Origin of the sequence: Ornithinimicrobium sp. (assembly GCF_030537745.1) — a bacterium.
Classification (GTDB): Bacteria; Actinomycetota; Actinomycetes; order Actinomycetales; family Dermatophilaceae; genus Ornithinicoccus.
Window position 1 is genome coordinate 1 of the sequence record NZ_JAUNVI010000126.1, and the last position, 2,001, is coordinate 2,001.

2 protein-coding genes are annotated in these 2,001 nt (G+C 69.0%); both read right to left on the reverse strand.

All coding sequences use genetic code 11. From position 1 onward, the window contains the following. Nucleotides 1–241: relaxase domain-containing protein (locus tag Q4P07_RS14270; protein ID WP_303375578.1), on the reverse strand; the 241-nt coding region annotated here is incomplete at its 3' end. Nucleotides 242–553: 312 nt separating this feature from the next. Next, on the reverse strand, nucleotides 554–1,777 hold the full coding sequence (locus Q4P07_RS14275; RefSeq protein WP_303375579.1) for a tyrosine-type recombinase/integrase: 1,224 nt from the start codon (nucleotides 1,775–1,777) through the stop codon (nucleotides 554–556). Nucleotides 1,778–2,001 lie beyond the last annotated feature (224 nt).

Here is a 2,001-nt window from a genome sequence, read left to right on the forward strand (position 1 = left end):
CGCCGGAGCGGGGGTGGCGGCCCTGCCCGAACAGCAGCTTCATCTGCTCCTCGGTGACCGCGTCGCCGACGGCCAGGTCCAGGCCGGCCAGTCCGGTGCCGAGCCAGCGGCCCGGTGCCTCGCCCTTCTCCTCGTAGTAGGACGCCAGCCCGACCTGCCGCTTCTCCGTGGCGTCGTGGGCCGCGACCTGCTTCGTCAGGTACGTGTACCCACTGCCCGCGGCGAGCTTGTGCAACGTCATCACACCTCCTAAAGCGGACCAGCAGCGCTCTGGGGGTCACCTGACGCCAACTAATTTCACCGAGTGCACCAGGTGTGTCCTTCTACGTGGTTCTGGTGCTTCTCCGGGGGCGGTCGGGTCAGTCGTTGGCGTCGCGGGCAGGTCGGGGCGTTGGGCCAGGTGGGCAGCTGGCGTGGAGGTGCGCGGCCTGCCGGTCGTGGGGGAGGGGGCCTGGAGCTGTGGAAAGCGCGCGATGGGCAGTCGATGCTCGTGCGCGGGGGCGGGCGTCGTGCCGGTCCGAGCAGGTTCAGCTGCGAGGTCGACCTCTCACGATCACTGCGCCTTCTCGCTGCGCAGTGGCGTCACCGTGCCAACGCCTCGGAGCACGTCGATCTGGGCCTGCAGCCGGTCGGCGATGGCGCGGTCGCGCTCGGCGGTCGCGGCCTGGTACCGCAGCGCCATCGTCGGCGTCGTGTGCCCGAGTCGGTGCTGCATCTCCCGCACTGTCGCGCCCGACTGCGCCCCCAAAGTTGCGGCGGTCCTGCGCAGATCATGCCAGTGCAGCTCCGGCTTGCCGATGACTTCGCGTGCGGCATGGAAGCCGTAGGCGCGCTTCGTGTAGGGCTTGTCCCCGCGGTACTCGACACGCTCCTCGCGCCCGTACAGGGCCGACGGCGCGAGGAGCTCACCGTCCCGCCCAGGGAACAGGAGCGCGTCGCGGCCACGGACGGAATGCGCCGCCAGGTGGTCGCGCAGCGCGACCACCACAAGCGCCGGCATGGCCACCTCACGCTTGCCCGCGGCGGTCTTCGGGGCGTTCGTGGTCTTGGTCCCTCCGGCACGGACAGCGGTCCTCGCGACGGACACGACGCCTGCCTCGAGGTCGACGTCCCGTCGGCGCAGGGCAACTGCCTCGCCGAAGCGCAGCCCGCACAGTCCACAGAGCAGCGTCAACGCACGCTGCTGGGGTGGCATGGCGTCGGCAAGGGTCAGCAGCTCCGCCAGGGTCAGCACCTCGGGCTCTCTCGCCACCGTGGTGCGCCCTCCAGCCTTGATGCGGCACGGGTTGCGCAGGATCAGCTCGTCCTGCTCCGCCTGGGCCATGAGTGCGACGAGGACCTGGTAGGCGTGGGCGCGCGCAGTCGGGGTCCGGTCGCCGTAGGACTGGAACCACGAACGGACCAGGCTCGCTGTGATCTCAGTCAGGGGAGTATCACCGAAGGTCGGCACGAGGTGACGCTCGATCGCGGTCCGGTAGCTGGCGCGCGTCGTGCCCCGCAGGTCGTGACGTCCGACCAGCCACTCCCGGGCATAGGTGGAGAAGACGCTCTGCCTGCGCTGCAGCTCGGCCAGCTCAGCGGCACGCATCCTCGACGCCGGCGGCGCCCAAGCACCCGCGCTGATGAGTCGTCGCTCGTCGGTGAGCCAAGCCTCGGCGTCCAGGCGAGTGTCGAAGGTGCTCGGCGCGTTGTGGAGGGCGGTGTCCGGCCCGGTGTACCGAGCTCGGTACCGCTTGCTCGGTAGGCGAGTGATCTGACCGAACGACCGCTTACCCATATGTCCTCCGGCCTCTGCCGTGTCGGATACGTGTCGGATGAGAGGCTACCAGTGCCTACTTGTGTCCTCACGTCTCGTCCACACGCGTGCGTCATTCTCGCAGGTCAAACGGCCATAGTGCAGGTGGGGACGTGAAATGCGCAAATAGCGCGACGCGCCGAGAATTCTTTTCGAGTCCCTTCACGTCCACCTCAGCCTTAGGCGTCTGACCAGCACGGATGCTG

Bases quoted from the DNA above. Each gene is read 5' to 3' on its own strand.
- Q4P07_RS14275 (WP_303375579.1), bottom strand. From the start codon at position 1,777: ATGGGTAAGCGGTCGTTCGGTCAGATCACTCGCCTACCGAGCAAGCGG.